This window comes from Anditalea andensis (genome assembly GCF_000714815.1).
GTDB classification, from domain to species: Bacteria; Bacteroidota; Bacteroidia; order Cytophagales; family Cyclobacteriaceae; genus Anditalea; species Anditalea andensis.
On record NZ_JMIH01000016.1, the window covers coordinates 100585 to 125045 of the forward strand.

At 38.5% G+C, this 24461-nt stretch carries 20 protein-coding genes and 1 tRNA gene; 1 reads left to right on the forward strand and 20 read right to left on the reverse strand.

All coding sequences use genetic code 11. The features are described 5' to 3' along the window. Positions 1-22: 22 nt before the first annotated feature. The 7 genes from EL17_RS08825 to EL17_RS08855 all read right to left on the reverse strand — a co-directional run bounded on the left by EL17_RS08825 (position 23) and on the right by EL17_RS08855 (position 8001). Positions 23-1054: a M23 family metallopeptidase gene (locus EL17_RS08825; RefSeq protein WP_035072743.1), complete on the reverse strand. Its 1032-nt coding sequence runs from the start codon at positions 1052-1054 to the stop codon at positions 23-25. A 9-nt stretch (positions 1055-1063) separates the two neighbouring features. Then, positions 1064-2008: a thioredoxin-disulfide reductase gene (trxB, locus tag EL17_RS08830; protein ID WP_035072744.1), complete on the reverse strand. Its 945-nt coding sequence runs from the start codon at positions 2006-2008 to the stop codon at positions 1064-1066. A gap of 190 nt (positions 2009-2198) precedes the next feature. Continuing rightward, complete coding sequence (locus tag EL17_RS08835; protein WP_035072745.1) at positions 2199-3062, reverse strand: sigma-70 family RNA polymerase sigma factor; 864 nt, start codon at positions 3060-3062, stop codon at positions 2199-2201. A gap of 86 nt (positions 3063-3148) precedes the next feature. Further along, the gene (gene pnp, locus EL17_RS08840; protein ID WP_035072746.1) at positions 3149-5290 is read right to left on the reverse strand and encodes a polyribonucleotide nucleotidyltransferase; all 2142 of its coding nucleotides are present in this window, start codon (positions 5288-5290) and stop codon (positions 3149-3151) included. A gap of 113 nt (positions 5291-5403) precedes the next feature. After that, complete coding sequence (rpsO, locus tag EL17_RS08845; RefSeq protein WP_035072748.1) at positions 5404-5679, reverse strand: 30S ribosomal protein S15; 276 nt, start codon at positions 5677-5679, stop codon at positions 5404-5406. A 75-nt stretch (positions 5680-5754) separates the two neighbouring features. Next, the gene (locus EL17_RS08850) at positions 5755-7524 is read right to left on the reverse strand and encodes an LptF/LptG family permease (RefSeq protein ID WP_035072749.1); all 1770 of its coding nucleotides are present in this window, start codon (positions 7522-7524) and stop codon (positions 5755-5757) included. Between the two features lie 81 nt (positions 7525-7605). Further along, entirely contained in the window at positions 7606-8001 is a 396-nt protein-coding gene (locus EL17_RS08855; protein ID WP_035072750.1) for an START-like domain-containing protein, read from the reverse strand. 207 nt (positions 8002-8208) lie between these two features. Here EL17_RS08855 and EL17_RS08860 point away from each other — a divergent pair. Beyond that, positions 8209-8282, forward strand: a tRNA-Met gene (locus EL17_RS08860). 441 nt (positions 8283-8723) lie between these two features. Here the strand turns inward: EL17_RS08860 and rplT are convergent. The 13 genes from rplT to EL17_RS08925 form a co-directional block, all read right to left on the reverse strand. After that, complete coding sequence (gene rplT, locus EL17_RS08865) at positions 8724-9068, reverse strand: 50S ribosomal protein L20 (RefSeq protein WP_035072754.1); 345 nt, start codon at positions 9066-9068, stop codon at positions 8724-8726. A 99-nt stretch (positions 9069-9167) separates the two neighbouring features. Then, on the reverse strand, positions 9168-9365 hold the full coding sequence (rpmI, locus tag EL17_RS08870) for a 50S ribosomal protein L35 (protein ID WP_035072756.1): 198 nt from the start codon (positions 9363-9365) through the stop codon (positions 9168-9170). 26 nt (positions 9366-9391) lie between these two features. Then, the gene (gene infC / locus EL17_RS08875; RefSeq protein ID WP_035072765.1) at positions 9392-9943 is read right to left on the reverse strand and encodes a translation initiation factor IF-3; all 552 of its coding nucleotides are present in this window, start codon (positions 9941-9943) and stop codon (positions 9392-9394) included. A gap of 91 nt (positions 9944-10034) precedes the next feature. Next, positions 10035-11981: a threonine--tRNA ligase gene (gene thrS, locus EL17_RS08880; protein ID WP_035072772.1), complete on the reverse strand. Its 1947-nt coding sequence runs from the start codon at positions 11979-11981 to the stop codon at positions 10035-10037. Between the two features lie 145 nt (positions 11982-12126). Continuing rightward, positions 12127-13083 (reverse strand): 1-phosphofructokinase family hexose kinase, encoded by a 957-nt coding sequence (locus EL17_RS08885; protein ID WP_035072776.1) that lies wholly within the window; start codon positions 13081-13083, stop codon positions 12127-12129. A gap of 25 nt (positions 13084-13108) precedes the next feature. After that, complete coding sequence (locus EL17_RS08890; RefSeq protein WP_035073418.1) at positions 13109-15517, reverse strand: glycoside hydrolase family 65 protein; 2409 nt, start codon at positions 15515-15517, stop codon at positions 13109-13111. 40 nt (positions 15518-15557) lie between these two features. Then, positions 15558-16361, reverse strand: a complete 804-nt coding sequence (gene otsB / locus EL17_RS08895; protein WP_035072779.1) for a trehalose-phosphatase — start codon at positions 16359-16361, stop codon at positions 15558-15560. A 118-nt stretch (positions 16362-16479) separates the two neighbouring features. Next, a complete protein-coding gene (locus EL17_RS08900) occupies positions 16480-17214 on the reverse strand; it encodes an HAD family hydrolase (RefSeq protein WP_035072783.1) in 735 nt (244 codons plus the stop codon). Between the two features lie 113 nt (positions 17215-17327). Continuing rightward, positions 17328-18386: a class I fructose-bisphosphate aldolase gene (locus tag EL17_RS08905; RefSeq protein WP_035072785.1), complete on the reverse strand. Its 1059-nt coding sequence runs from the start codon at positions 18384-18386 to the stop codon at positions 17328-17330. 44 nt (positions 18387-18430) lie between these two features. Continuing rightward, a complete protein-coding gene (locus EL17_RS08910) occupies positions 18431-18844 on the reverse strand; it encodes a hypothetical protein (RefSeq protein WP_035072787.1) in 414 nt (137 codons plus the stop codon). 549 nt (positions 18845-19393) lie between these two features. Continuing rightward, complete coding sequence (locus EL17_RS08915; protein WP_035072789.1) at positions 19394-22000, reverse strand: DNA gyrase/topoisomerase IV subunit A; 2607 nt, start codon at positions 21998-22000, stop codon at positions 19394-19396. A 24-nt stretch (positions 22001-22024) separates the two neighbouring features. Then, positions 22025-23920: a DNA topoisomerase IV subunit B gene (locus EL17_RS08920; RefSeq protein WP_035072797.1), complete on the reverse strand. Its 1896-nt coding sequence runs from the start codon at positions 23918-23920 to the stop codon at positions 22025-22027. 29 nt (positions 23921-23949) lie between these two features. Then, the gene (locus EL17_RS08925; protein ID WP_035072799.1) at positions 23950-24438 is read right to left on the reverse strand and encodes a hypothetical protein; all 489 of its coding nucleotides are present in this window, start codon (positions 24436-24438) and stop codon (positions 23950-23952) included. Positions 24439-24461: the final 23 nt, after the last annotated feature.

The window sequence follows — 24461 nt, forward strand, 5'->3', positions numbered from 1 at the left end:
TGATAATTGTGGGTTAAAAAACTTATTTAATTTTAAGATTTTGGCCTACTCTGATGACAGATCTTGTGGAGATCCCATTCATTCTGGCAATTTGATTGATAGAAACCCCATATTTTCTGGCTATCACCCCTAAATTTTCCCCACTCCTGACTTTATGATAAACAGTTTGCTGTGTCTGTACCACATGATCAAAACTGGAAGCCGTGATAGTATAGGAATCTGATTTAATCCTACCGATATTAAAATCAAAAATTTCGGTAGGGTTAATAGATAACCCCTGATACCTGATCTCATAGTGTAGATGAGGACCTGAACTTCTGCCGGTACTTCCTCCCAGCCCTAGGACATCCCCTGCTTTTACTTCCTGGCCTACCTCTGTAAGAATTTTCGACATATGACCATAGAGCGTTTCCAAACCATTTTTATGCCTTACTACTACATAATATCCATATCCGTTTCTATCATAGGATTTTATCCTTACTATACCGTCAAAGGTACTGTAAATAGAATCACCGGTATTTAATTTAAGATCTGTACCATGGTGCCACCTGAATTTTCTAAAACCAAATTCAGAGGTGATCCGGGTTTCTTTTAAAGGCGAGTTCCACTTTGATCCAAAAAAAGGATCATACAATTTTACCTGAACTGTATCTTTAAAATTCTTGGGATTGAAATCATAAATATTGATTTTCTGACTGTCCCAAGAGGCAAAATATTCAAATGCAGTCACCCATATGCTATCTATCATGATTTTTTCGGATACTTTAACCAACTGATTGGTAGGTGCCCATACGATAGAAAGCGTATCTTCACTTACGGGAGACAACCTTCTTCTCAGATCCACATAGTCTTTGTAGATAAGGGAATCAGTTTCTTTCCTCAAATCCATCAAATACTGCTGTACATCGATGGTCTGAATATTTCTTGAGCCAGGAGCTTCGATGGGTTGTGCCTTAGGCTTTTTGGTTAACCTTGGAAGTTTTTGTGCATGCACACAAAATGTGCACATACATAAAAATAAACACAATAAAATCTTTGTAATCTGGCTTTTCATTTGTTTGCTTTAAGACAACTCCTTTTCAGCTAAATACCTTTCGGCATCCAGAGCAGCCATACATCCGGTACCCGCAGCAGTTATGGCCTGACGGTAGATGTGATCCTGAGCATCGCCACAAGCAAAAACCCCTTCAATATTAGTTTGTGTACTTCCTGATTTAGTGATTATATAACCTGAATCATCCATATCCAAATATTTCTTGAATATACCCGTATTCGGTTCGTGTCCTATTGCCACAAAAAAGCCAGTGACTTTGATCTCTGATATTTGTCCGGTATTTCTATTTAGTAAAAGGGCACCTGTGACTTCCTCTTCCCCTAATATTTCCTTGGTCTCAGTATTCCAGATGATTTCGATTTTGGGATTGTTTTTGACTCTTTTTTGCATGATTTGAGAAGCTCTCATCTCGTCTCTTCTCACAATCATATATACTTTACTACAGATATTTGACAGATAACTAGCTTCCTCACAAGCTGTATCTCCTGCACCCACAATAGCTACTTCCTGGCCCCGGAAGAAAAATCCATCACAGACGGCGCAGGCTGAGACGCCTTTCCCGTTTAACCTGGTCTCACTTTCAAGACCAAGCCATTTAGCAGAAGCTCCTGTAGATATCAAAACCGTATCCGCCTCAATTTCTTTTTGCCCATCCACTGTTATTTTATGGGGAGAAGATGAAAAATCAACGTCCGTAACCAAGCCATACCTTACATCAGTCCCAAATCTTTCGGCCTGCTTTTTAAAATCTTCCATCATCTGCGGACCGTTTACCCCATCGGGGTACCCTGGGTAATTCTCTACGTCATTGGTTATGGTAAGCTGTCCACCAGGCTGACCTCCAGTATATAGTACTGGCTGTAAACCTGCTCTAGATGCATAAATTGCTGCTGTATATCCTGCTGGGCCTGACCCTATGATTAAAACTTTAATTCTTTCTTTCTCTTGACTCATGGTAAACTATAAAATTTCAGGTGGGCAAATTTTAAAATTTTATCTATGTAAACAAAATAACAATAAGTTAAAATTTTATAAATAATAAGTACTTCTTGTAAATACAAATTATTTTATATTTTGGAATTATCGCCTAATAAAAAAAGGGGAATAAACCCCTTTTATGATGTAATATGTATTCTTTTAAAACTTATCCAAGATAAGGTTTAAGTGTCTTACTTCTACTTGTGTGTCGTAATCTCCTGATAGCCTTCTCTTTAATCTGTCTAACTCTTTCCCGAGTCAGATTGAATTTTTCACCAATCTCTTCGAGTGTCATGGCATGTTCACCATTGAGACCGAAGTAAAGCGTGATTACATCAGCTTCTCTTTGAGTAAGGGTTGACAGGGCCCTTTGTACTTCTTTACGTAATGAATCATTCATCAGGCCATCATCAGGCTTTTCATCCCCGTCATTCTCCAGTACATCCAATAGGCTATTTTCTTCACCTTGCACAAATGGAGCATCCATGGATACATGTCTGCCTGATATTTTCATTGTATCTACTACTTCCCCAGCCGTCACTTCCAATACTTCAGCTAATTCTTCAGGAGAAGGTTCTCTTTCAAATTTTTGCTCAAGTTCAGAAAATGTTTTGCTGATCTTGTTCAAAGACCCTACTCTGTTCAAAGGAAGCCTGACTATCCTGGACTGTTCGGCCAAAGCCTGAAGAATGGACTGTCTAATCCACCATACAGCATAAGATATGAATTTAAACCCCCTGGTTTCATCAAAACGCTGAGCTGCCTTGATCAAACCTAAGTTGCCTTCATTGATCAAATCACCTAAAGAGAGTCCTTGATTTTGATATTGTTTAGCTACAGAAACCACAAACCTTAAATTCGCTTTAGTCAATTTTTCAAGAGCTAGCTGGTCGCCTTCACGGATCCTCTTGGCAAGAACTACTTCTTCATCCGCTGTCAAAAGGTCTACCTTACCTATTTCCTGTAAATATTTGTCTAGAGACTGGCTCTCTCTATTGGTAATCTGTTTGCTAATTTTAAGTTGCCTCATTCAATTTGATTTATTTTGTAAAGACTGGTGATATAACAGATGTATATTGAAAATAAGTTCAAAATACCGGAATAGTTTAATTTAACTTAATCTTTTTTCTCAGGCTTCTCAGGTTTAGGCAACAAAACCTTCCTGGACAACTTGAATTTACCTGTTTTCTTATCAACGTCAATCAGTTTAACCACGATCTCTTCACCTGTTTCAAGGACTCCTTCCATCGTTTCTAAACGGTCCCATTTAATTTCAGAAATATGCAACAAGCCATCTTTGCCCGGCATGAATTCTACAAAGGCACCAAATGGCATAATGTTTTTCACTTTCCCAGTATAGGTCTCTCCTATTTCAGGTTGGGCTACTATTCCTTTTATTCTTGAAATGGCAGCATCCATAGATCCCTGGTCATTTGAGAAAATATTTATCTTACCTGCATTGTCCACTTCTTCGATGATAATAGTCGCTCCAGTATCCTTTTGGATTTCCTGGATTACCTTACCGCCTGGCCCAATGACCGCACCTATCAGTTCCTTAGGGATCATCATATTATATGACCTAGGAGTATGTGGTTTATAGTCAGGTTTAGGGGCAGAAAGTGTTTTGTTAATTTCGTTCAAAATGTGAAGCCTGCCTTCTTTTGCCTGGTAAAGGGCTTCTTTAAGCACATTATAATCCAGACCTTCTACTTTTAGGTCCATCTGACAGGCTGTGATACCTTTAGCTGTACCGGTAACTTTGAAATCCATATCGCCCAGGTGATCTTCATCTCCCAAAATATCCGAAAGTATGGAATATTTACCAGTCGTAGCATCAGATATCATCCCCATGGCTATACCAGTGACAGGCGACTTAATTTTGATACCAGCATCCATCAGGGCCAATGATCCGGCACATACCGTAGCCATAGAGGATGATCCGTTAGATTCCAAGATATCTGAAACGATTCTTATGGTGTACGGATTTTCAGCCTCTGAAGGCAGTACTTTTTTAAGGGCTCGCATTGCAAGATTACCATGTCCAACTTCCCTTCTGCCAGGCCCTCTGTTGATTTTTACCTCTCCTGTAGAAAAACCTGGGAAGTTATAGTGCAAGAAAAATTTATTATAACCTGAAATCGTAGCGCCATCTACCATTTGCTCGTCCATCTTTGTGCCTAAAGTACAAGTAGTCACTGACTGGGTTTCTCCCCTGGTAAATACTGCCGATCCGTGAGCGGAAGGAAGATAGTCTACTACAGACCAGATAGGCCTGATTTCATCAAGTTTTCTACCATCTAGCCTTTTCTTTTCGTTAAGCGTTAAATTTCTGGCAGCTTCTTTATGTATTTTGCTGAAATAGGGTCCTATTAAGCTTGCTTCATATCCATGATCCTCCCCTAAATTGTTGATAAAAGCTTCTTTTACTTCTTTTACCAGGCTGGACCTTTCTGATTTATTAGCCAATTGTTTACCTACAATCTCATATAACATATCGTAGAGAACTGATCTCATCTTTTCGAACAAAGCCGGATCTGATTTCTCATGACTGTATTCTCTCTTTTCTTCTTTACCTACAGCTATGGTAAGTTCTTTCTGCACGAGACAGTGCTTTTTGATTTCTTCATGGGCAAATTGAAGGGCTTCTACCATTTCGTCTTCAGAAACTTCGTCACCTTCACCTTCCACCATTAGTATAAATTCAAGAGAACCTGCCACTATTAGTTCTAATGTAGCTTTTTCCAATTCTTTTGGCGTGGGGTTGATGGTAAGTTTTCCATCTATTTTAGCTACCCTTACTTCCGATATAGGACCATTAAAAGGTATATCGGAGACAGCTAATGCAGCAGAGGCTGCCAGTCCTGCCAAAGCATCAGGCAACACATCTTCATCACCTGACATTAAAGTAATGGCAATCTGGGTATCTGCATGATAATCATCAGGAAATATAGGCCTGATTGCCCTGTCTACTATACGGCTGATCAATATCTCATAATCAGAAAGTCTTCCTTCTCTTTTCAGAAATCCACCTGGAATCTTTCCTGAAGCAGCAAATTTTTCTTGATAGTCAACTGACATTGGTAGAAAGTCTACACCTTCACCTGCTTCTTTTTTGGAAACTACAGTGGCGAGCAACATTGCATTGCCCATTTTTACTACTACGGCACCATCAGCTTGTTTAGCTAAAGCACCTGTTTCTATAATGATTTCTCTACCGTCCTCTAATTTAATGGACTTTGAAATGACGTTTGGTAACATACAGTTGTGTTAAGAATATATCTTGTTTAGATTTAAAAATAAGGTTTAATATAGGGGGATAAATCAAAAAAAAGTAAGGTCCTTCCATAGAAGAACCTTACAATAATAAAATTTTATTTTCTTATACCTAGGTCCACTAGAACCGCTCTATATCTTTCGATATCGTTTTTGATAAGATAGTTAAGTAAACTTCTACGCTTTCCTACTAATTTTAAAAGACCCAATCTAGACGAATGATCTTTTTTGTTGGTTTTAAGGTGGTCTGTTAAATGCTTGATTCTAAATGTGAATAAAGCGATCTGTGACTCTGGAGACCCAGTGTCCTTGTCAGATTTTAACCTACCATGATTTTGAAACAACTCCGATTTTTTCTCTGATGTTAAATACATGCTTAGTTAATTATTATATTTATTTATAAAACAGCTACAAAGATAGATGTTTTATTTTTAATAGTAAAATATCATTTACTTTTTCCCTTTGTCTTTTGTAAAGTATTTTTTAATTTTTAAGAAAAGGGAATGATAAAGATCAGCATCAAATAGCCTTGCATCTTTCCTTGCTTGCTTCAAAAAAAACATGCCCACGGGGAGTAAACACAAATTGGCAAACCAGGTCCCTAATATAGGGTCTGTGATCCCTTCTTTGGCCCATTTCTCTCCTGTAATAGTCAGCATATAAAATATAATGAAAAATATAATGGAGAAGAGTACCGGCATACCAAGACCCCCTTTCTTAATGATAGCGCCCAAAGGTGCACCGATCATAAACATGACGATGCAGGCAAATGCCTGCGTATATTTTTGATACCAAGCTATTTCAAATCTCCTGAATTCTCTTTCCAGGTTGTCGATTTTTGTTTTTTGTATATTAAATTGATTTTTCAGCGTACGGGCAGAATTTAATGCAATGGATGAAGCTCTTACGTTGGCTTCCCTAGAGTTGAATATAGAATCCAGTTTGTCTATTCTTTCTTGGCTTATTGTGGATAGATCTGCTGTTTCTAAGGGTGAACGATCCGATTGTTCTCCCATATAGTCATGAACAGGATCATTTAATGATACGATAGCTTCAGTAATCGTATCATTATTGATAATGATTGAATCAAAAGTTTCAGCACCATGTAATGAATCTTGCTCCTGATAAAATTCCAGTATGTGGTCTTCAGGACCGTCTAATTGTTGTTCCAGGTGTTGAGAATCATCTTCATCCATAGGGTCCATACTATCCACTTCGCTCCTATCCGCCATCATCTTCTCCTGCCATTTGGCATTTCGTATAGAATCCCCGATCGCTTTTTTATTTAATATGTCATCAGGAGGAGAAAGTTTTCTCAACCGGGAAAAATAGGAATAGTTGGATTCTGTGTTGATGTAATTATAATAACGGAATGAATTGATATCTCTATCCATTGAATCCAGGTCATTACGTATCTCCGCTATGTTTTTTATACTTCTGTTGTTTGACCATTGGTCATCAGTGGTTCTGTTCAGGTTGAATGCATCTAGACTAAAGATCATCCTATTCTGGGAAAAACTCGTCCTACTGAAGTCTGCAGGTTTCTCTCTGATCGGCCTCTGAGTGCTACTTTCCTGATAACTATACCCATTAAATAATGAAAGCTGCATGTATCTATCATTAAAAAACGGTTCCATCCTACCAGAATCAGCTAATATGACATTTGTATTGCCCTGCCCAGATGTATGGTCATATATTATGATATCCATTAAGGTAACGTCATCGAGCTTTCTATTTACTTTTATACTATAATTAGGAATGCCATTGTAAAACACACCTTCCTGAATATCCAATGCAGGTGATTTCATCCTGATGTCATATAGCAAACTGAAGGTTTTCAGATTAACTTTTGGAACTAGATAATTATTCGATAAATAGGCAAAAAAAGAAAGAATGATTACAAAAATCCCGATAGGCAATAGCGCTCTCAATAAGGAAATACCACTGCTCTTAATGGCAGTAAGCTCAAAGTGTTCCCCTAAGTTACCGAATGTCATTAAAGCTGAAAGGAGTACAGCCAATGGAAGCGCCATGGGGGAAATACTGATAACAAAATAGCTGATTAATTCAACATAAATCATAAAGCCCAATCCCTTGCCAAATATTTCATCGAAATATCTGAGCATATTGACAGTAAGCAGAATGAAATCAACTACTATAAAGGTGAGTAAGAATGGCCCTATAAATGAACCTAGTATTAACTTATCTAATTTTTTCATGAAGTGCAGAAGCGCCCCGTACTTTAGTTTGACATTACAAAGGTCATAATATTATATTAAATAATATAGTTCCCAAGTAATTTAACCCCCAATTATTTCCTTAAGGTGCATGATCAGGCTTTCCCAAATAGATTCCTGCTCTTCATCATCATATGCGTCACTATAATCTGTTATTTTTAAAAAGAGGGTTTGCGTAAGTTCATTTTCGTCCAATTTAAATTCTATATATGAATTATCTTTATTTTCGGGGTCGTTTGGGTCAAAGTATTCGAACTTTATGCTTTGATTACTCCTGATTGATGCTATTCTGGCAATATGGTCCTCTCCATCGTAACTGAAAACATAATTACGGTCTTCATTAATGGACACATCATCCGCAAACCACTGAGAAAGGCCACTGGCAGTACTTAAATAAGGGAAAATTATTTTTCTCGAGGTATTTATCTGATAGTCAGAAACAAACTTATTCTTCACCATTTTATTTAAATTTCATTTCTATAAAAATTACTTTTTTTATTTGCCTACGCTTGTTTTTATATAAGAAACCCTACATATTTGCATTCCGATTTGGAAACGTCCAAAAAGGCGAATTGGATAAAAATACATTTCTATTTCATATAAACATAACTTATATTGAAAATATTTGTAAAAATATCTAATTGATTACCCTAGTTTAAAAATTACGGCGAGATAGCTCAGATGGTTAGAGCGCAGGATTCATAACCCTGAGGTCGGCAGTTCGATTCTGCTTCTCGCTACTAGGCTTCCCCATGGGAAGCCTTTTTTATTATATATGCATAGGATACATATCCCCGGCAGACTGCTTTTTGATTTATGATTGCTATTTCAGGTCTTTATTTTGTTATATTAATTAACAGCTTTTTTTTTGATCAATACACATGGCCTACACCGTCCACACCCTCTACTCCTATGCGGCCGACAAGTTTTACACCGGCGTACCGACTTCCATTTCCATACCTATAAATCCACAGCAGGCTTTCCAAAAAGTACCATCCATGGTTCTATGTACATGGGGAGTTTTTTGAAAATATGTCGTTAGCAATCAAGAGAAAATGAACCAAAATCAGGAAAAGGCAGGCAGTGTATAAGAAATTCAGTTTTACCTCAATTCCAATAACGAAAAAAGCTGCCCCTATTAAGGAACAGCTTTTAATATATAAAATAAGTTCAGTGCTTACTTATTTTACTTTTTCAACTACAGCTTTGAATGCTTCTGGGTGGTTCATCGCTAAGTCAGCCAGAACTTTTCTGTTAAGATCGATCTCTGCTTTCTTAAGCATACCCATTAATTGTGAATATGAAACGCCAAATTGTCTGGCACCGGCATTGATACGCTGGATCCACAAAGCTCTGAATTCTCTTTTCTTTGCTTTTCTGTCTCTGTAAGCGTACTGTAGACCTTTTTCATACTTGTTTTTAGCTACTGTCCATACGTTGCTACCTCTTCCGAAATAACCTCTTGTAGCTTTTAATACTTTTTTTCTTCTTGCTCTGGACGCTACCGCGTTTACTGATCTAGGCATAATTTTTAATTTTTGACTCTTGGTGCCTCTCGGTCTTTATACCAAGCATCTGGTGAATACAATAACCTTAATTTAATTAATAGAAGCTTTAGGAACGGATTATCCGATTCTTAACATCGCTTTTACTCTTCCTTCATCTGACTCGTGAACATTACCCATCTGAGTAAGATTTCTCTTCTGCTTAGTGGATTTCTTGGTCAGAATGTGGCTTTTGAAAGCATGTTTTCTTCTGATTTTTCCGGTTCCTGATAATTTGAACCTCTTCTTTGCACTTGATTTGGTTTTTACTTTTGGCATAACTGCTGTATTTATATTAGTTGAAATTATTTCTTACTTCCTTTGGGAGCGACAAAGATGTTCATTCTTTTTCCTTCCATTTTTGGGAGTTGCTCCACCTGACCGTATTCCTCCAATGCCTGAGCAAATTTCAACAGTAACATTTCCCCTCTTTCTTTAAATACAATAGTCCTACCTACAAAGTGTACGTAAGCCTTTACTTTTGCACCTTCCTTAAGAAAGTTAATGGCATGCTTTAATTTGAAATCAAAATCGTGGTCATCTGTATTAGGCCCGAATCTGATTTCCTTTAGAACAGTTTTGGCAGCATTGGCTTTTATCTCTTTCTGCTTCTTTTTCTGCTCATATTTGAACTTTGCGTAATCTATTACCTTACATACAGGTGGGACAGCAGTTGGAGAAATTTCGACGAGATCAAGGTCATTTTCTTTGGCAAGTTTTATGGCTTGTTCTGTAGGCAATACGGCATTACCGCCTTCTACAAAATCTCCTACTACTCTTACCTCACGGGCTCTAATCCTAGAGTTTACCTTATATGGTTCTTCTTGTCTCGGTTTAAACGGTTTTTTTCCTCTCAAAATAGTTATGGTTGTTTAATGAAATAGTTTGCAAATATCGCAATAATTTTGAATTATTAAAAATCAAGTACTTTTTTCCTCATTTATTTTATCATTTTAAGTTTTCAGAAATGATATTTCTGAAATGCTGGATAAATTCTTCAGGTGTAAAACTTCCAAGATCCCCTTCCCCATGCTTTCTGATAGACAGTTTGCCTTCTGCCTGCTCTTTCTCCCCTACTATGATCATAAAAGGCACTTTCTTCATTTCCGAATCCCTGATTTTTCTCCCGATCTTCTCATCTCTGTTATCTATAGATCCGATTATATCATGCTCCGCAAAAATAGCATTGATCTTCTCCGCATATTCACCGTACTTTTCTGATATCGGAAGGATATTGATCTGCTCCGGGGATAGCCATAAGGGGAAATTGCCGGCACAGTGTTCGATCAGTACGGCCACAAATCTCTCCAGTGAACCAAATGGCGCCCTATGTATCATTACCGGTCTGTGGCGCTGGTTATCAGAGCCTACATATTCCAGTTCAAACCGGTTCGGTAAGTTATAATCCACCTGGATAGTTCCCAATTGCCAGCTTCTGCCAAGGGCATCTTTTACCATAAAGTCAAGCTTAGGTCCGTAAAATGCGGCTTCTCCGAGCTCTGTTACGGTATCCAATCCTTTTTCCTTTGCAGCTTCTATGATATCAGATTCTGCTTTATTCCATAAAGCATCCTCGCCAATATATTTTTCTTTGTTATCTGGATCTCTTAATGATATCTGCGCAGTATAGTTCTGAAAACCTAATGCTTTGAATACGTACAAGACAAGGTCTATCACCTTAATGAATTCCTCTTTCACCTGGTCTGGTCTGCAGAATATATGTGCATCATCCTGGGTAAAGCCACGTACTCTGGTCAACCCATGAAGCTCACCGCTCTGCTCGTACCGGTATACTGTACCAAATTCCGCATAACGAATGGGAAGATCTTTATAAGACCTTGGCTTATGCTTATATATCTCACAGTGATGGGGACAGTTCATTGGTTTCAATAGAAATTCTTCTCCATCATGGGGTGTGGCGATAGGCTGAAAAGAATCCTTACCATATTTTTCATAATGGCCAGAAGTCTCATATAAAGCTTTATGCCCGATATGGGGCGTAGCTACCTGCTGGTATCCGGATTTGTCCTGGGCTTTTTTCATGAAATTGATCAGCCGCTCTCTAAGCAAAGTTCCTTTGGGCAACCATAAAGGCAAACCCATGCCTACTTTTTCAGAAAAAGTGAACAGTTCAAGTTCTCGTCCCAGTTTTCGGTGATCTCTCTTCTTTGCTTCTTCCAACATATGCAGGTATTCCTGAAGCTCTTTGGCTTTTGGGAAAGTGACCCCATATATTCTGGTAAGTTGTTTGTTTTTTTCGTCTCCTCTCCAATACGCCCCGGCTACGTTGAGCAGTTTTACCGCCTTGATAAATCCTGTATTGGGAATATGCGGGCCCCTACATAAATCTACAAAACTGCCCTGCTCGTAAAATGTAATGGACCCATCTTCTAAACCTTCCAAAAGGTCCAGTTTATATTCATCCCCTTTTTTCTGGAAGTAAGCTACTGCTTCGGCTTTAGAAACATCTTTTCTGATGTATTCGCTTTTCTGTTTGGCCAGCTCCAGCATCTTCTTCTCAATCTTCTCCAGTTCAGATCCATCAAAAGTTCTCTCACCAAAATCTACATCATAATAAAATCCAGTAGCAATGTTGGGTCCGATGCCAAACTTTACACCGGGGTACAATGCTTCCAAAGCTTCGGCCATCAGGTGTGCTGATGAATGCCAAAAAGTACCTTTAGCTTCTGTGTCATTCCAGGTTAACAACTGAACCTGTGCATCATGGTGGATAGGTCGGGAGGAATCCCATACATTACCATTAACTTTGGAGGCCAGGACATTTCTTGCTAAACCCTCGCTGATACTAAGAGCGATCTCATAGCTGGAAACACCTTTTTCATACTGTCTTTCCGACCCGTCCGGGAGGGTAATTTTAATTTGATTTTCAGACATTTTATAATTTTATACAAAAGTAAAACATGGCACCTTTACAAACAGGCGCCCCATAAGAATACAAATATGAATAAGTTCCTTTTAAAACTGAAATTTAACACCGAAAAGATCATTTATTGGGTGCCCTTAATTTATGTACTGAGGATTAATGGTCAATACCGCCACCCTTTTCATCCGTTTTGTTCAGCCATTCGAGTATAGTCTCCACATCTTCATTTCTGCAAAGTTCAGTACCCGCTGTCATGGTGGCAGCTGTACCGGCTGCTACACCTCTTTGGACCACATCCCTAAGATTTTCACCTCGAGACAGTGCTAATACCAGACCGGCTACCATCGAATCTCCTGCTCCTACCGTACTTTTTTGTTTTATGGTGGGTGGCACCACATATTCAACCTGATCTTTGGTGGCCAACATGGCCCCTCTCGGCCCCAGAGAAACTACCAGTATTTCAGCCTTTCCTTTACTGATGATTTCCTGCGCAATCGCCTCCTGCTCAATAGCAGAAATTTCTTCCTTACCAGCCAGTTGACTAAGTTCACCAAGATTTGGCTTTAATAAGTAGACACCTTTATCGGCAGTTTTTTCCAGTGCTTTACCCGAAGTGTCTACTATGTATTTGATGCCTTTTCTGTTAGCTATTTCAGCCAACTGGGCATAAAAATCTTCTGCTACACCGGGGGGCAAACTGCCACTGGCCACTAAAAATTCTACCTCGTCAGGAAGTTCTTCTATGACACTGATGCATTCTTTCAATGCAGCTTCTCCCACCTCACTTCCGGGCATTCCAAATCTATACTGGTTTGCAGTAGATTTTTCGATTACGGTCAGATTTTCTCTGGTAGGCTGCTCAATTTTGATAATGTACTGTTCTATACCTTCTTCTCGGAGCAATTTCTCTAACTGCTCCCCGGCTGGTCCACCAGCCACATAAATAGCAAGAGATTCGCCGCCCATTATTTTAATGGCCCGGGATACATTTATACCACCGCCCCCCGCTTCATATACCGGTTCATCACAGCGCAGTTTTTTATCAGGTAGCAGTCTTTCTGTATAGGTATGTTTATCCAAAGATGGATTAAGTGTCAGTGTTACTATTTTCATTGTTTCTATTTTTATGTTTAAAAAACTATTCTACCGGAGAGGAAGAGGATATTGAAAACTCCCTCACTTCTCCCTGTTTAAACTCATACATTTTATCTATGACACCTATATGGACCATATTGCTCCACCCCTCTTCAAATGAAATTTTGAGTGTATGGTGATTGGCTGATATGGATATCCAATGCTTACGGTATTTGATCCGAAGGGTGATTTTTTTTATGTGTTCTGGAATATCAGGATTGATCCACAGAGCTTTATCATTTACCTCTATCCCCAAAAACCCCCGCTGTACCAGATCAAGGGAACCGGCCATAGCTCCTAGGTGTATACCCTCTGCTGTGGTACCTCCCTGAATATCTTCAAAATCACTGATGAGTACCTGTTCAAAGTCCTGCCAGGATTTTTCCTTATCATACCTCAACTGGATCCAAGAAAACACCAATCTGCTCAATGTAGAACCGTGGGAGGTTCTTTCATTGTAATATTGGACGTTTTTGTATATCATGCTGTCATTAAACTCATAACCTAGCTTCTGAAATATCTCTTTAATATCCGATGGGGTAAATAAATAAAAGAGCATCAATAGATCTGCCTGTTTACTGGCTTTATATTTATTTACGTCGTCTCCCTCCTTCTCTAGTATCCTGTCTAGGCGATGTATATCTCCATACTTTTTTGAATAGTCCTCCCAAGGAAACTCTTCCAGTTTATCATATCCATCAAATTGGGCTATAATTCCATCTTCCAAAAAAGGGACATATATTTTTTCGCTTATTTCTTTCCACTTTTCTATTTCCGTGTTTGAGATATCCAGTTCTTTCAAAAGCTCTCGCTTTCGGCTTTTTTCTATCAGATCCAGTATTACTATTGCCTTCTGTAATACCCAAGCGGCCATTACATTTGTATAAGCATTATTATCAAGTCCGTGGTTTTCTGATCCGGGATAGGCAGTATGGTATTCATCAGGACCTACCACACCTTTGATCTCATATCTTTCTTTTGCCTCATTATATTCTGCCATACTGGCCCAAAAACAGGCTATGCTGCAGAAAATCTCTGTGCCAAAAAAGGATAAAAAATGCTGATCTTCAGTAGCCAGATAATAATGCCAGATATTATAAGCAATGGCAGAATTAATATGGCTCTGCAAGTGCGTATTATCTGGGATCCAATTTCCTGATTCAGGGTTAAGGTGCATCTTCTGACTTTCTTCTCTTCCATTGCTACCACTTTGCCAGGGAAATAAAGCTCCGTTTTTACCCCGCTCGCTAGCGATGTACCTGGCCTCCTTTAATCTAAAAAATCTATATTTTAAAAGACTTCTGGATATTTCGGGAAAGCGGAGATTCAGGTAAGGAAAAATATAAAGTTCATCCCAAAATATATGGCCTCGATATGCCTCTCCGTGAAGCCCTCTGGCAGGTACACCTACGTCTAGTCCTATAGTATTTAACGATACTGTCTGTAGAATATGGAAAATATGCAAGCGGATTAAAAGTTGGTTTTTATCCCCATCGATTATCCCTATGTCGGCTTTATGCCATAGTCGCTCATATGCTTGAAAATGCCTAAAAGCTATTTCCTCAAAACGTCCTGTTCTTTCTATAGCCATACAAGCCTCATGGGAAGGTTCAGTGATGGCCCTATCTCTGGACGAGTATATACTGACTATCTTCTCAACTTTGTATTGGTGGCCTTCATCAAGATCAAAGCTGATCATCTGCTCTATATAATTTTTTTCCTGATTTATGTTTAATTGCATAGGTGCTTCTTTCCCATTTAAATAAACATTAGTCGAGCATGCCTGTGCCATCACCAGGTTGGACTGTTTGGTCTCTACTACCAATAGTATGCTATTATCTTTTTGCTCCTGGGTGTATTTAGGTTCAAGGTGGTGGCTTTCCAAATCACTGTACCTGGGAACTCCGCCGTTGATCACCCTTCCGTCCAGTGCTGAGCATATTTCCCCCTTACCTGACCAGTTCTCAGCAGTGAGTTCCCATGCTATAGCAGCTAAATGTTTTTCCCGCATGCTTACCAGCCTAGAGCTTTTGATGCTGGTTTTTCTTCCTTTTTTATCTTCTACTGTAAAAGACCTGATGAGAAGTCCTTTTTTCATATCCAATACCTGTTGGAAATGATGGATTATCATCTGGTCCAGGTCTATCCATTCTCCACCCTCCGGCCTGAATTTTAGGCAAAGCCAATTTGGAAAATTTACAAAATCCTCATTTTCAATATCTTTATCTGCAATCTTGGTCACCGCCCTGTCAAACCCACCTGCGAGATAGGTACCCGGATAATGAATTTTATCTGCTACACACTCCTCGGCTGCACCACGTGTGGCTATATATCCGTTTCCTAAAGTACATAAGGATTCTCTTAATTTTTGTTCTTTGGGAATCCATTCATTATAGGTTATACTAAATCTCATGGGGAAAGGGTCTTTTATTATATGGTTTAGCTTTGCCTTATTAGGATAGATGGTCAGCAAGCTGTTCTAAAAATTCGGAGACTTCATCTGTATTATCCAATATATAATTAGCGTACGTGGTCTCATCATGATTGCCTACTATTATGCCAATACCATCATCTTTAAGCACCTCAAGAGCATCTTCATCAGTGACATCATCTCCAATAAATATAGGGATATACTTTTGTGAATGAAGGTCAAGCTTTTCCAGTATCCAGTTTAATGCTTTACCCTTGTGCCAATCCAGATCGGGTTTAAGTTCTATTATTTTCTTTCCTAAGCCTTCTTTAAGTGAATTATATTTGCCTAATTCTTTATTCACAATGCTTTGGACCACTTCCACCTTACTGTCTTCCACATTTCTATAGTGGACTGCTATGGCATATTTTTTTCGTTCTACCATGGCACCAGGTATTTCTGCCAAAACTCTTTTAAGATTTTCTTCAGCTTTATCTAAAAGAGGCAATGTTTCCTGGCCCGGACCATATTGCATATCAAGACCATTGGGACCGGTAATATCATAGCCATGGCTGCCGGCATATATGAGGTTTTCTAATCCTATCTTTGAAGCGACATTGGCCCTATCTCTACCACTGATTACAGCTACCTGGATGATTTGGGCTAATTTTATAATGGATTTTTTGTTTTTTTCGGACAAAATTGCCTTTTCTGGATCAGATACTATGGGAGTCAATGTTCCGTCATAGTCCAGAAACAAGGATGGGATTTTATTTTCCAGCTTAGATATGATTTCATTAATATTTTTTAAAGCATGAGGAAGATCTTTAGTTCTGTTAATTTTCATTTGTTTATGTTTAGTTTTTTCTGGATTTTATAAATTATAGCCTACATGTGGCCATCAAATTCATCCGAAGCCTTAAGGAATCTCACAGTATGGTTTATATCCAATCTGAAAACATATATTATCTGTTTGGGTCCAGTTCTGTTAATTTATGCACTACGATATCCGCACCTGCCTTCTCCAAATTTTCATCTTCTCCGTTTCTTGCTACACCTACTACTAATAAAAATTTTCCTTTTTTGCCAGCCTGCACTCCTAAAATAGCATCTTCTATCACTATGGTATCATTAGGCGCTACACCCAATAACGCAGCTGCTCTTCTAAAAATGTCAGGCTCAGGTTTTCCTTTAAGGTGTTCTTTTTCAGAAGTGACACCATCTACCCTTACATCAAACATATCAGTCAGTCCTGCTGATGCTATAATATGTTCACAGTTACGGCTGGAAGAAATTACCGCTAATAGCTTTCCATCCTCTTTCCATTTATTGATCATCTTCAAGGTATCCGGAAAAACTTCTATGCCTTCAATTTCCAGTAAGTCAAGGAAGATTGTATTTTTTATCATACCCAAACTATAGATAGTGTCATCATCTGACTCATCTTCTGGACCTCCTTCTTCTAGCTCTATATCTCTGGATCTTAGAAAATTGCGGACTCCATCAAAACGGGGAATACCATCAATATACTTTTTATAATCACTAGTTTGAAAACCGTGGAAATCTTTACCTGTTCTTTTTTGAAGATACTGATCGAACGTCTGCTTCCAAGCTTTCATATGCAATTTTACAGTTTGGGTAATTACCCCATCCATATCTAATATGACCGCCTGAAAAGATAAATCTTTGTTCTGATCCATAAAGCAATGTGAAACTAATATTTCTAAATACTATTTATCCAGGATAATTTATCCAGAGTCTGTAAGGCTTAAGCTTTAAAAATTTATGCGTTATCAGATTATCGCTTCATTAATCAGGCCAAATCGATAGATTTATCCAGATAAACTTCCTGAATCATCTGTATCAGTGCTATTCCATCCTCCATGGAACGCTGAAATGATTTTCTGCCTACTATAAGTCCAGTGCCTCCAGCTCTTTTATTGATTACTGCCGTTCTTACTACCGCTTCTAAATCTCCCTCACCTAGGGAGGAGCCACCAGAGTTTATAAGCCCTATTCTTCCCATATAACAGTTAGCTACCTGATACCGGCACATGTCTATGGGATGGTCAGATGTCAATTTATCATACATAGCCGGATCTGTTTTTCCAAAGCCTATAGCTGTAAATCCGGCATTATGCTCCGGCAGTTTTTGTTTGACTATATCAGCTTGCAAAGCCACTCCAAGGTGATTGGCCTGTCCCGTGAGATCAGCTGCTGTTTCATAGTTAACCTTCTTTTTTGTGAAATCATTGTTTCTGACATAACACCAAAGTACTGTAGCCATTCCCAATTCATGTGCGCGCTCAAATGCACTCGAGACCTCCATAATCTGTCGATTAGAACCCTCGGACCCAAAATACACCGTAGCCCCTACTGCAGCCGCGCCCAGATTCCAGGCATTTTCTACCGATCCAAACATGATCTGTTCATATTTATTAGGATAAGTAAGCAGTTCGTTATGGTTTATTTTAGCAATAAAGGGAATCTTGTGTGCCCATTTTCTGGATAAGATTCCGAGCGTACCCACAGTAGTAGCTACAGCATTACACCCTGCCTCACTGGCCAGCCTGAGGATATTTTCTGGATCAAAATATATCGGATTGGCAGCAAATGAACTGCCAGCAGAGTGTTCTATACCCTGATCGACCGGTAAAATTGAAAGATACCCGGTTCCTGATAGCTTACCATGGTTATAAAGCGAAGCTAAACTTCTTAAGACCTGAGCACTTCTGTTACTGTTTTGAAAAACCTTTTCTATAAATCCAGGTGAGGGCTTTGATAGCAGGTCTTTACTAATGGTATGACATTGATGTTTTAACAACCTTTCGGCCTCACTTCCTAAAAGCTCTTCTATTTTACTGCTGCTCATTATCTTAAGGATTTATTTATAGTTACAAATAGGTGAATAGGATATCAAAAAGTAACATTGACCCTGGGATCTGTAGCATAGCCAGCGATGATCGCGACCAGCATCAGACCTATGAAAACCCAGAACAATAAACCAATAGCTGCATATGTCCTCTCTGGTTCTTTCTCTGTATTTACTATATCGCTACCTTTTGAATTACTTCTTAACTTATCTGGTGGAGTAGATGTAAGTGCCGCTAATAAAAAAGCTATGACCAGGCCTATAAAGAAAAGTGGAATCCAGGCTATTTCCCAATAAATATACCCAAAGGGCACAATCCACAAAGATGCAGCCCATACCACTAAAAGTACAATGATAAAGAAGGTCCAAAATGACCCCCACGGTCCACGCACATCTACTGCAAAATAAAAAATTGACGAAATTACTAATGCCACTATGATCGCTCCAAAGATTTCCATAATTCAGTGATTTAGATTAAAATATCTACATGATTAGAGACTTTCTCCTGTATTTATGATATAAACTCATCTTTCGGTGCACAGTTATGAGAATATTATATTATTTCGATTTGAAAACATAAAATCTTGATAACTAGAAGCTATCAGTATAAAATAACCACCACATATAAATTTAACTGAAAGTCAATTTATATAAACAAAATTCAATATCTGGTCTTTTTTATGGTAATAAATCTGCATAAAGATTTTATTGATAGCAGATATAAAAGTCCTGTGCATAAATGAAATGCTAAACATCTTTATTCTCAATAAGTCTCATAATTTAGACCTATCCTATAAATGAATCTAATTATTTCTATCTACCATCATTAATTTCTTTCAATATATCTATATACTGCAGCAGTAAAAAAACTTGAAAGTAGAAAAAGAAAAAAAAGGCTGTCCCTTAAGTAGGGACAGCCTCATATTTATTCGGGTGTGTAACTGAGTCAATTTTCATACAGCCGAATCTTATGCTCTTAAATTGATTTATATGACAGCCTCTCTCAGTTACTTGAACAACCCTAGTTGGTCATCATCTTCATCATCTTCTTCTTTATTTATTTTAAGATCTATTTCATCTCCAACTTTTAATTCTTCCTGTGAATTTGTTTCTCCAGATTGGGCAGATGCTAAAAGGGTAATATCCTTTATGGTATGACTGGAAAGTTTGTTTCCAACTGCTTTCCATCCTTTTACATCTATAAGCATATCCACATCATATTCTACTTCTTCCACATTGTTTCCTTTTAGTAGATCCACTTTTATCTGGGGCTGCTTATCTGTGGATACAATCTTTAAAAAGCTGTTTTTATGATCACTGATAAAGTTGAATTTTTTATTGATGGTAGAGGTCTCGATAAGGAACCTTTTTACATAGTAGTTTTTGCTGATCCCATCAAAGTATATAGCTGATATTGGTCTTTCATGATTGAATTTTTCCAATATAACTAAATCATTTATTTGATACCTGTTGGTTACTTCAAAGGTAGTAAGCTCGTAAGAGCCGTCCTTATAGAATGCAATTATCTTATCATCTCCTAGGAAGTTACCTATAAGTTTCCCTCTTCCATCCGTATTTAGTCTACCTATGGAATCATCAAAGTAAACATCCAACCCGCCCAAAGTAGATACACCTTCCATTTTCAACTGGATTTTTCGGATAGGATGTTTGCTAAGGATATTACCTCCCGCTCCCCTACCCTTGATTTCGATTGTACTGAAGTCAAAATCAAAGACTTTTATTCTGGCTTTGCTACCTTGTGTCAGATATACAGTTACCATCTCAGCTTCCCCATTAGCGTTAGCTGTAAAATACAATATCTTCGACCCTTTTGCTCCCTTAGTCAGCACATATTCCCTGTCTCGGGTCACACTCAATACCTGAAATCTTTTCACCATAGACCTCCCCGATGTTCCGTCGAGATAGATGAGGTTATAGACCATTCTTTCATCACCTTTTCTATATACCGCTACATGAATAATATCTTTTCCTACAAAAACTTTATCCTGAATCCGGCTCACTACACAGGTACCGTCTTTTTTGAATGTGATGATATCATCCAAATCTGAGCATTCGCAGACATATTCATCTTTCTTTAACCCGTACCCTATAAATCCATCTGCTCTGTTGACGTATAGCTTGGCATTATTAGCGGCCACTACTGTAGCCTGTATGGTGTCAAAAGTTTTAATCTCTGTTTTTCTTTCCCTATCCTTACCATACTTTTCGAGAAGACCATTGTAATATTTTATGGCATACTGGGTGAGGTGCTTGAGGTTGTAATTAACTTCCTTCAGCTCTGATTCCAGTTTGCGCATCAGCTCGTCTGCTTTAAATGCATCAAATCGCGATATCCTTTTAATCTTGATTTCGGTAAGCCTTACGATATCTTCCGTAGTGATCTCTCTGTAGAATTCAGGTTTGTAAGGCTCCAAGCCTTTATCTATAGTTGCAATCACTGCTTCCCAAGTCTCACATTCCTCTATATCTCTGTAAATCCTGTTTTCGATAAATATTTTTTCCAATGAAGAAAAAAGCAGTTTTTCTAATAGCTCATCCCTTCTGATTTCCAGTTCTTTTTTTAGAAGGTTCTTGGTTTGGACAGTATTGTATTTGAGTATTTCAGTGACCGTAAGGAATATAGGTTTATCCTCTATGATGACGCAGGCATTTGGAGAGATGGACACTTCACAGTCCGTAAAGGCATATAGTGCATCTATAGTCATATCTGGTGACTGACCTGGCGCCAGCTGTACCTGGATCTCTACATCCTTGGCTGTATTGTCCGTTACTTTCTTTATCTTGATCTTACCTTTATCATTGGCTTTGATAATGGATTCTATGATAGAATTAGTGGTAGTGCCAAAGGGTATTTCCTTTATCAATAAAGTCTTGTTATCCTCTTCTTCAATTTTAGCCCTTACTTTAATTTTTCCGCCCCTGAGACCGTCATTGTATTCTGTAAAATCACCATAACCTCCAGTAGAAAAATCAGGATATAAAGTAGGGGTATTTCCGTTGAGAATTTCTATAGACCCCAAGATCAGCTCGCGGAAATTATGGGGAAGGATCTTAGTAGAAAGCCCTACAGCTATACCTTCCACCCCCTGTGCTAATAACAGTGGGAATTTTACAGGTAATGTGACAGGTTCCTTTTTCCTTCCGTCATAGGATAGCTGCCAGGTGGTGGTCTGAGGGTTAAACACTACTTCTAGAGCAAACTTTGATAGTCTTGCTTCTATATATCTAGCTGCGGCTGCACCATCCCCGGTTCGGTTATCTCCCCAATTGCCCTGTGTTTCTATCAACAGTTCCTTCTGACCGATATGGACTATCGCGTCACTTATAGAAGCATCACCATGTGGATGATACTGCATCGTCTGTCCTATGATATTGGCTACTTTATTAAACCTGCCATCATCCATTTCCTTCATCGCATGAAGGATACGCCGCTGTACGGGTTTAAACCCATCTTCTATGGCGGGAACAGCCCTTTCCAAGATAACGTATGAGGCATAATCTAAAAACCAGTCCTCATACATGCCTGTCACAGGTGTAGAAACATGCAGGGCATCGTCATTCTTTATAGGGTCATTATTTTCTAAATCACTCATGATAATGGAAAACTCTAAATATATTTATGCTGTCTCTTGTTCTTTTACTTCCACTTCCCTGTTTGGTTCATCATTGATGATATCCTTCTCTATCTTCAGATTATCGATAATGAAATTCTGTCGGGTGGGCGTATTCTTTCCCATATAAAAAGACAGCAGATCAGCGATTTTTGTCTCTTTTCTTAAAATGATAGGTTCAAGTTTTATGTCTTCACCTATAAACCCACCAAATTCACCAGGAGAAATTTCTCCTAGACCTTTAAAACGGGTAATTTCCGGTTTGTTTCCCAATTTTTGGATGGCTCTCTGTCTCTCTTCGTCAGAATAACAGTAGATAGTTTCTTTTTTATTTCTTACCCTAAAGAGAGGGGTTTCTAGTATATAGAGATGCCCGTTTTTAACCAGGTCCGGAAAGAATTGAAGAAAATAGGTCATGATCAGCAGCCTAATATGCATACCGTCTACATCGGCATCTGTAGCGATGACTATTTTTCTATACCTTAGATTTTCTATTCCATCCTCTATATTCAGTGCGTGCTGCAAAAGATTGAACTCCTCATTTTCATACACTACCTTTTTGGTCATGCCATAGCAGTTTAAAGGTTTACCTCTGAGAGAAAAAACTGCCTGGGTCTGTACGTTTCTGGATTTAGTAATGGAACCGGAGGCGGAATCACCCTCTGTGATAAATAGCATGGTCTCACTTTTAACATCCTCTGCTGCCTTAGGATCATCATAGTGGACTCTACAATCCCTCAATTTTTTATTGTGCAGATTAGCTTTTTTGGCTCTCTCGTTGGCCAGCTTTTTTATACCGGATATCTCTTTACGTTCTCTTTCTGACTGGAGTATCCTTTTCAGTAAAGCATTGGCCGTTTCTGGGTTTTTATGAAGGTAATTATCCAGTTCTGTCTTGATAAAATCATTGACAAATGTCCGGAGCGTGGGACCATCGGGACCAATATTTTGGGAGCCAAGTTTGGTTTTGGTCTGAGATTCAAATACAGGTTCCTGTACCCTTACAGCAATTGATGCTACCACGCTTTGCCGAATATCTGAAGCATCATAATCTTTTTTATAAAACTCTCTGATAGATTTGACAATGGCTTCTCTAAAAGCCGCAAGGTGTGTCCCTCCCTGAGTCGTAAACTGCCCATTTACAAATGAATAGTACTCTTCACCGTACTGGTTGCTATGGGTAATGGCCACTTCTATATCGTTGCCTTTTAGATGGATAATAGGATATCTCCTGTCATCGTCCACCTTTCTATCCAACAGGTCATATAGCCCTCTTTCTGAAAAGAATTTTTTACCGTTGTAGTTAATCGTAAGACCTGCATTCAGAAAGGCATAATTCCATATTTGGTTCTCCAGATATTCCGGTATAAAATGGTAGTTTTTGAAAACCGAAGCATCTGGACTAAAGGTGATTTTGGTGCCGTTCCTTTCCGAACTTTTCACCACCTCTCGGTCTTCTATCAAAATACCTTTCTCAAACAAAGCCACCTTGCACTGTCCCTCTCTGTATGACTGTACCTTAAAAAAATCAGAAAGTGCATTCACCGCCTTGGTACCTACTCCATTCAATCCTACAGATTTTTGAAAGGCACCTGAGTCATATTTTCCCCCGGTATTTATTTTACTGACACAATCTATAACTTTACCCAATGGAATTCCCCGGCCGTAATCCCTTACTTCGACTTTAAGTTCACTGATTTTGATATCTATGGTGCGGCCATGCCCCATCATATGCTCATCGATACTATTATCCAATATCTCCTTTACCAAAACATAAATCCCATCATCCTGAGCACTACCATCGCCTAATTTACCTATATACATACCGGGGCGAAGCCTGATGTGCTCTCTCCAATCTAGTGATTTAATACTGTCTTCGGTATATTGTGCGTTTCCTGCCATCTGTTTAATTTTAATCTAAAGAATACCTACTAAGACCTTACTTGTTTTAACTTTTTTCCTAATATAACAAAGAGCATGATGATCCAAACTATAAAAAACAAGGGAACCATGTAATAAAACAGGCTGAAATCAGATGAATTGATTTCATTCTGGTTATTGATTCCATGGATATGCAATGCCACAATGGCCACCGTAATGTTAAGTACCCCAGCAAATGAATAAAACCAGCCCAACATATGGTCAGTGAACGGCTCAAATTTGGGAAAAAGTTTCTTTAAATTTAAAGTAGCCTGCTTATCTATTAGTTTTGCCGGAATGATCAGCAGGAAATTTAAAAATAAAAATACAGTAATCCCTATATAGAAAAACGAATCCCTGGAAATGCTTATCAAAGGAAAGCCTCTTTCGTCTATCTGATATGCCACATTTTCCGGCAAGGCTGCATAGATATACATAAATAAGAACACAAATAACAAGACTGATAATAAATGGAAGGCTTTAGCAAATCTCCTATACATGTTGTTTTTTAATTTTAGCTGCT

Coding starts and splice junctions, on each gene's coding strand:
- EL17_RS08850 (WP_035072749.1), bottom strand. CDS start 7,524: ATGAAAAAATTAGATAAGTTAATACTAGGTTCATTTATAGGGCCATTC.
- EL17_RS08855 (WP_035072750.1), bottom strand. CDS start 8,001: ATGGTGAAGAATAAGTTTGTTTCTGACTATCAGATAAATACCTCGAGA.
- EL17_RS08900 (WP_035072783.1), bottom strand. CDS start 17,214: ATGGATCAGAACAAAGATTTATCTTTTCAGGCGGTCATATTAGATATG.
- EL17_RS08885 (WP_035072776.1), bottom strand. CDS start 13,083: ATGAAAATAGTAACACTGACACTTAATCCATCTTTGGATAAACATACC.
- EL17_RS08905 (WP_035072785.1), bottom strand. CDS start 18,386: ATGAGCAGCAGTAAAATAGAAGAGCTTTTAGGAAGTGAGGCCGAAAGG.
- EL17_RS08825 (WP_035072743.1), bottom strand. CDS start 1,054: ATGAAAAGCCAGATTACAAAGATTTTATTGTGTTTATTTTTATGTATG.
- trxB (WP_035072744.1), bottom strand. CDS start 2,008: ATGAGTCAAGAGAAAGAAAGAATTAAAGTTTTAATCATAGGGTCAGGC.
- rplT (WP_035072754.1), bottom strand. CDS start 9,068: ATGCCTAGATCAGTAAACGCGGTAGCGTCCAGAGCAAGAAGAAAAAAA.
- rpsO (WP_035072748.1), bottom strand. CDS start 5,679: ATGTATTTAACATCAGAGAAAAAATCGGAGTTGTTTCAAAATCATGGT.
- EL17_RS08920 (WP_035072797.1), bottom strand. CDS start 23,920: ATGGCAGGAAACGCACAATATACCGAAGACAGTATTAAATCACTAGAT.
- otsB (WP_035072779.1), bottom strand. CDS start 16,361: ATGAAAATTAACAGAACTAAAGATCTTCCTCATGCTTTAAAAAATATT.
- EL17_RS08890 (WP_035073418.1), bottom strand. CDS start 15,517: ATGAGATTTAGTATAACCTATAATGAATGGATTCCCAAAGAACAAAAA.
- EL17_RS08915 (WP_035072789.1), bottom strand. CDS start 22,000: ATGAGTGATTTAGAAAATAATGACCCTATAAAGAATGACGATGCCCTG.
- thrS (WP_035072772.1), bottom strand. CDS start 11,981: ATGTCTGAAAATCAAATTAAAATTACCCTCCCGGACGGGTCGGAAAGA.
- EL17_RS08925 (WP_035072799.1), bottom strand. CDS start 24,438: ATGTATAGGAGATTTGCTAAAGCCTTCCATTTATTATCAGTCTTGTTA.
- EL17_RS08910 (WP_035072787.1), bottom strand. CDS start 18,844: ATGGAAATCTTTGGAGCGATCATAGTGGCATTAGTAATTTCGTCAATT.
- pnp (WP_035072746.1), bottom strand. CDS start 5,290: ATGTTACCAAACGTCATTTCAAAGTCCATTAAATTAGAGGACGGTAGA.
- rpmI (WP_035072756.1), bottom strand. CDS start 9,365: ATGCCAAAAGTAAAAACCAAATCAAGTGCAAAGAAGAGGTTCAAATTA.
- EL17_RS08835 (WP_035072745.1), bottom strand. CDS start 3,062: ATGAGGCAACTTAAAATTAGCAAACAGATTACCAATAGAGAGAGCCAG.